The organism is Mycobacterium sp. TH-M25, assembly GCF_057473665.1.
This window is the reverse complement of record NZ_JBYCLA010000389.1, coordinates 1-5,779: the sequence shown is the minus strand read 5'-3', so window position 1 is coordinate 5,779 and position 5,779 is coordinate 1. Positions and strand designations below refer to the sequence as shown.

At 66.8% G+C, this 5,779-nt stretch carries 5 protein-coding genes; 3 read left to right on the top strand and 2 right to left on the bottom strand.

Annotated elements, in window-relative coordinates; genetic code table 11:
- The coding region (locus AC2VOU_RS13175; RefSeq protein ID WP_486957781.1) for a helix-turn-helix domain-containing protein at positions 1-387 on the bottom strand (387 nt) is incomplete at its 3' end.
- Between the two features lie 180 nt (positions 388-567).
- Here AC2VOU_RS13175 and AC2VOU_RS13170 point away from each other — a divergent pair.
- The 3 genes from AC2VOU_RS13170 to AC2VOU_RS13160 all read left to right on the top strand — a co-directional run bounded on the left by AC2VOU_RS13170 (position 568) and on the right by AC2VOU_RS13160 (position 4,140).
- Positions 568-957 (top strand): hypothetical protein, encoded by a 390-nt coding sequence (locus AC2VOU_RS13170; protein WP_486957780.1) that lies wholly within the window; start codon positions 568-570, stop codon positions 955-957.
- A 136-nt stretch (positions 958-1,093) separates the two neighbouring features.
- The gene (locus AC2VOU_RS13165; protein ID WP_486957779.1) at positions 1,094-2,512 is read left to right on the top strand and encodes an FtsK/SpoIIIE domain-containing protein; all 1,419 of its coding nucleotides are present in this window, start codon (positions 1,094-1,096) and stop codon (positions 2,510-2,512) included.
- Positions 2,509-4,140, top strand: coding sequence for a replication initiator (locus tag AC2VOU_RS13160; RefSeq protein ID WP_486957778.1), 1,632 nt, complete (start codon positions 2,509-2,511; stop codon positions 4,138-4,140). Before AC2VOU_RS13165 ends, AC2VOU_RS13160 begins: the two co-directional genes overlap by 4 nt.
- A gap of 192 nt (positions 4,141-4,332) precedes the next feature.
- On the opposite strand, the gene AC2VOU_RS13155 is transcribed toward AC2VOU_RS13160, so the two are convergent.
- A complete protein-coding gene (locus AC2VOU_RS13155; protein ID WP_486957782.1) occupies positions 4,333-5,772 on the bottom strand; it encodes a recombinase family protein in 1,440 nt (479 codons plus the stop codon).
- Positions 5,773-5,779: the final 7 nt, after the last annotated feature.

Sequence of the window (5,779 nt, the reverse complement as noted above, 5' to 3'; positions counted from 1 at the left end):
GCGGAATCGGGGAACGCCGTCAAACAGGAAGGTGCCGCCGTAGACCAGGATGTCGATGTGCTCGACGGCTGCGCCGAATAGCTCGGTCCACACCGTGGGGGGCACGTCGGCGCGGCTGCCGTACACACTGACCGCGACGGTACCCGCGCTGGGCGGAGCCATGATCGGGAACAGGTCGGGCCAAATGTCGGCCCGGTCGCAGTCCAGCTCCTCGGCGGCGCGTCGGGCATTGTCGCGGTAGGGCCGTGATTCCCCGGTCAGCCAGCGCTCCACGGTCTTCGCGTCGACTTCGATGAGCTCGGCGAGCGCCTGGGCGTCGAGCCCTTTGCGGTCCATGTAGTAGCGCAGCTTGTCGTTAGGCACCCACGCGGCCCCGTCCTTGCCCACCCGCTGGTCCTCCTACCTGCGATGACATCGCTGTCGATCAAGTTGTCGGTGCTTGTCCCGAGTGTGTCACGCAGATGTCCGCAGATGCCATTAAAGATGCGGTACAGATGTCCGAGTTGCCCGACTGGAGTGGAGTCACGGCCGACGAGCGGCCGTATCCACACAGGAAGGGAATCAGACATGCGGCTACGCATCGACACCAAGGCGGTGCAGTTCTTCTGCACCCGTGTCCCCGAGCAGCGCACGGTGCACGAAACCGGCGCCCCGCGCATCGACAAAGAAACGGGCCTGGTGCTCTGGCAGGTCCAAGTCATGGCCCTGGACCCCGACGGCGGCGAGGTGCTTGCCGTGACCGTGGCCGGGGAACCTGAGGTCAAAGTCGGTGAGCCGGTCAGCCTCGACGGGTTGATCGCGATCCCGTGGTCACAAGGGGATCGCTCCGGGGTGGCGTTTCGGGCGACCTCAATCCGGTCTGGGGGTCCTGCGGCGGGAGGCTTGGCGCCCCGTCCTGCGGCATCGGGCGGTAGTTCCCAGCCCACAAGCGGAGCCAAGCAAACCGGCACCAGCTAGCGCGGTGGGCGCCAGGCGATCATAAGCACCCGCCTGGCGCCCTCCCGTTTCGCGAAACCACTTTCACCCAAACCCATTTCGGTGATTGCCCAGCCAACGGCGTGCGGTCGCCATCGACGGAAGGACCAGCGGACCAATGACACCAAGCGGTAAGGCAAACGGGTCATCCGACGACGACTGGATCGGCGAATTGCTCGTCGACACGGTCAAACTGACCGGGATCGGGGTGTTCCGGTTCGCGTTGCGTTGGCCGGATATCGCTGCGCTACTGGCAATCACCGCCACCGCTGCGATGATCGGTGGAGCGCAGTGTGCACTGGTCACCATCGTGATGGGGGCAGCCGCCATCTTAGGGTGGCGGTTGGGCTGGCCCGACTCCTATCAGCGGCTGATCGGTAAGCCGGTCGCCGATTATCGGCGGGCTCACCTGGTGTACTGGCGGCGCTGGCGGGTCATCTGCGAACGCCACGACCTGACTATCGCCCAGCGCGGTAAGCCCGACGCCAACCCGCTGATACCACAGTTGCGCGAGGTGCGCATCGGGGCGGCAGTCGACACGCTGCTGGTGCGACTGCTGGTCGGCCAATCGGTCAAAACGTGGCAGGGCCAAGTCGACGGGCTGGCCGCCGCATTCGGCGCCCAACACGTGACCATCGGCGCCGGCCCGGTCGACGCCGGGCGGGGCAGCGACATCGTGATCCGCATCCGCCACCATGACGCCCTGGCCACCCCCATAGCCCTACCTCGACCAGCAGCGGATTCGGCGCTTCGCTTGGCCCACGTGCCGGTCGGGGTCACCGAGACCGGAAACACCTGGACGCTACCCGTGGCCGGGGGCCACATCCTCATCGGTGGAGCCACCGGGGCCGGCAAGGGCAGCGTGTTGTGGTCACTGCTGGCCGGATTGGCGCCTGCCATCAAGGCCGGGCTGGTCGCGGTGCGTTGCCTTGACCCCAAGGGCGGCATGGAATTCGGTGCCGGTGAGGCATTGTTCGATCGGTTCGCCCACGACCCCGACGCCATCCTGGCGGTGCTGCGCGAGACCACCGAAACGATGCTCGCACGCGCTCAACGGCTGCGCGGCACCACCAGAACACACCGTCCCAGCCGCGCCGAGCCGCACATCGTGTTACTGGTGGATGAATTGGCCTCCTTGACCGCCTACGCCGAGCGCAAACAACGCACCGAGGTCGAACAGCTGCTCGGGCGGTGGCTGGCCCAGGGCCGCGCGGTCGGCGTGTCGGTGATCGCCGCGGTGCAAGACCCCTCCAAAGACGTAGTCGCACTGCGCCAACTGTTCCCGGTGCGAGTCGGACTGCGCATGACCGAGGCCACCCAGACCGCGATGATCCTCTCAACCGCAGCCCATCAAGGCGGGGCGCGCTGCGAAGACATCCCCGATGCCACCCCCGGAGTCGGCTACGTGCTCACCGACGGCACCACCAGCGTGGCGCGGGTACGAGCCTTCCACGTCACCGACACCGACATCGCCTGGCTGGCCACCCACTTTCGGCCCCCCACGGCAAACCACAGCGGCCCAGGGACGCGGCGATGACCACCCCAGCAGCCATGTCATTGCCGGGGCTGCCGAGCACCGTTGACCCTGGGCCGGTGATCGCTCAGATGCTGCGCCGCGCCTCCGCTCCGAGCTACGAGTCGTGGTGGCAGCGGGTCGAATCGGTCGGCTTTTGCGCCCACCCCATCCAGCTCTGCGGTGCCGACCCCGCCGGGCGCCAGCACACGGTGTGGACGCGCTGCAACAACCGCCGCGCGTCGGTATGCCCGTCGTGCTCAGACCTGTACGGCCGCGACACCTGGCAGCTCGTGCACGCCGGAGCCGCCGGCGGCCACCACAACGTGCCGATTGAGGTAGCGGCCCGTCCGCAGGTGTTCACCACCTTGACCGCGCCTGGCTACGGGGCCGTGCATAACGCCACCGGCGCACCCTGTCACCCCAAATCCGCCCGGTCGGCTGCTCGGTGCCGGCACGGCAATCCGGTCCGCTGCACCATGATCCACGCCGTCGATGACGCGGTGGTGGGCCAACCATTGTGCCGCCAGTGCTACGACTATCTGGGGCATGTGCTGTTCGCCTGGCATCTGCCGGAACTGTGGCGGCGGTTCACCATCTCGCTACGCCGGGCCGTCTCAACACAGCTGAAAACGATTGGGGTCAAGTCGGGTTCGGTGCGGGTCAGTTTCGTCAAAGTCGTGGAACTGCAAGCCCGCGCCATCCCGCACATCCACGCCCTGATCCGCCTCGACCCGCCACCCGCCGGCAACGACAGCACCGGATCAGATGCCCCGCAGTGTCACGGCCCTGCCGCCCCTTGGGGTGGCGGGGAGCCCCGTCCGATAGACGACCAGAACACCGGCTGGTCGTCACCGTTCACCGCCACCGACCTGGCCGCCCTGATCCAGCGGGCCGCCCGCCGTGTCAGCATCGACGTAGCTACCGGCGACGGCGATCCCGACCAGAGTGGATTGCGGACACTGCGGTTCGGCACCCAGATCGACACCCAAGCATTGACAGCCGAAATACATATAGCGGCACCCGATTCCGACACCGCGAACAACGCGAACACTGCAGCATCGCGGTTGTCGCCACGTCGGGTCGCGGCATACCTGGCGAAATACGTCACCAAATCTCTGCACGACTTCGGCATCACCGCCCGACGCCTATCCGCAGAAGCCATCCGCGACCTGCACGTCAGCGAACACATCCGCGCCATCCTGGCCACCATCGCCCAAATCGCCGAACACGCAGCAGCCGAAGGCGGGTCGTTGGCGGGGATCGGGCGCTGGCTGCACACCCTGGGCTACCGCGGCCACATCACCACCAAATCCCGGAACTACTCGACCACCATGGGTGCCCTGCGCACCGCCCGCGCCACCTGGACCCGCAACCAGGTGGCGCAAACGACGGAACGACGAAACGACGAAACAAAACCGATCCGCCTGGCCGGCGACGTGATCGGAGCCCCTGGCAGGTGGCACGAGCCCATCGACACCGATGGGGTGCTGTGGGAATTCGACCGCGCCGGGCACACCAGCGCCGGGGACTTTGTACTGGTCGTCTCAGCGGCCCTGCGCCACATTCACGCCCGAATAGTCGGAGTCACCGAATCTCGAACTGCCGCTGGGCGTATCCCGTCAGCACCGCATGGGGCCGGTGATGGCTGAGGTAGCGCCGGGTGTCGCCACAGGCAACCGTGATGGCGGCGCGGTGCCACTGCATGAACGTCCCGAATTCATCGCGTGGCTGACCGCATCGTGTCGACGCCAAGACGTGGCGGTCACCGTCACCGACCCGACCGTCATCGACCGGATCGCAACCCTACTCGGGGCGAACCACGACCAGGCGCGGCCATCGGCTCACACCCGCCACACCGGTGCCACCCGGTCGATGTCCAGGCGGCGCGCACCCGGTGTGCCCGGTGCGATGACCGCGTGATCCAACACCGCTTTGATGATCGCCTGCTGGCGACCCACATCCAGCCCGTCCCACTCGGTGCGCAACACCCCACCAGTGCCGGCCAACTCAAAGACCGCCGTCGTGTCAGTCGCCGCGGCGATATCGCGACGCGCCGCGGTGATGCGCTCGGTGATCGGATCACGCGCCGCGATCCACTCCCGCGCGGTGATCGCGCCATCGGCATACATGCCGGCCAGCTCATCCAGACGTTCCTGACCGGCATCGACTTGGGCGGCCAAGGCGGTCACATCGGCATCAGCGGTGGCTTTGCCGGCCAGCGCGTCGGCCAACTGCGGTGAATCCAGCCGCGCCAACACCGCCTCGGCTAACAACTCCTCGACGGGGGCGGCGACCACCGTCAACCGGCCACACCCACCATGATCCGGCCCTTTCAGACATACGTAGCGGCGTACTCGATTCTGCGGATTGCTGTGCCGTGCTTGCGAATACAGACGATTGCCGCAGCGCCCGCACCGCAACATCCCTGACAGCAGGTAGGTGCGTGCGGTGCGGGTTTTGGTCACCGAGCGTGCCGCCATCCGTGCCAGCACCCGATCACGCTCAGCGACGGCGATGATCGCCGGCCATACAGCGGTGCCGATCACCTCGCCGCGATGCTCCCGCAGCCCCGCGATACGGCCCGAGGACAACACCTGGCGCACCGCCGAGGTCTGCCACGATTTCGCCACGCTCGGGGTGATCTGCGAGTCGTTGAGCCAGATTGTCAACGAGCGCAGTGATTGGCCCGCCAGGTACCGGTCCACCATCTGGCGTATGACGGCGGCCTCTGATTCGCGCACGGTGATCTTGTCGGCTTCATACCCGAATGGGCGCGCTGAGCCATGCGGTAGCCCTGCTTGGGCGTTCTGCAACATCTTGCGGCGGATGCGTGCCGACTTGCGGCCCGACTCTTTGGCGGCGAACGCGGCGAAAATGCGGGCCATGAACAGCCCATCATCGTTGCCCAAGTCGATGTCGGCGGTCACGGTCGCCACATCGCGCACCCCCACCGACTCGCACAACGTGACGAACTCCTCCAGCTCCACCGGACGCCGATGCAGCCGATCCAGGTTGTAGACGATCACCGCATCACGATCACCCGACGCCAGATCAGCCAGCATCCGCGCGTACTGGCGGCGTGGCTTACCGGAAAACGCCGACACATCGTTGTCCACATACTCGGCGCCGACCGGCCAACCCCGATCAGCGGCGAGCTTGCGGCAATCCTCCAACTGCCGCGCCACCCCCAACCCCGTGCCGTCGGCATCCGAGGAAATCCGGGCATAAATCGCCGCCGACCCCACCCCAATACGCTGACCAGCAGATTTCTTCGCAGACATGAGGGTA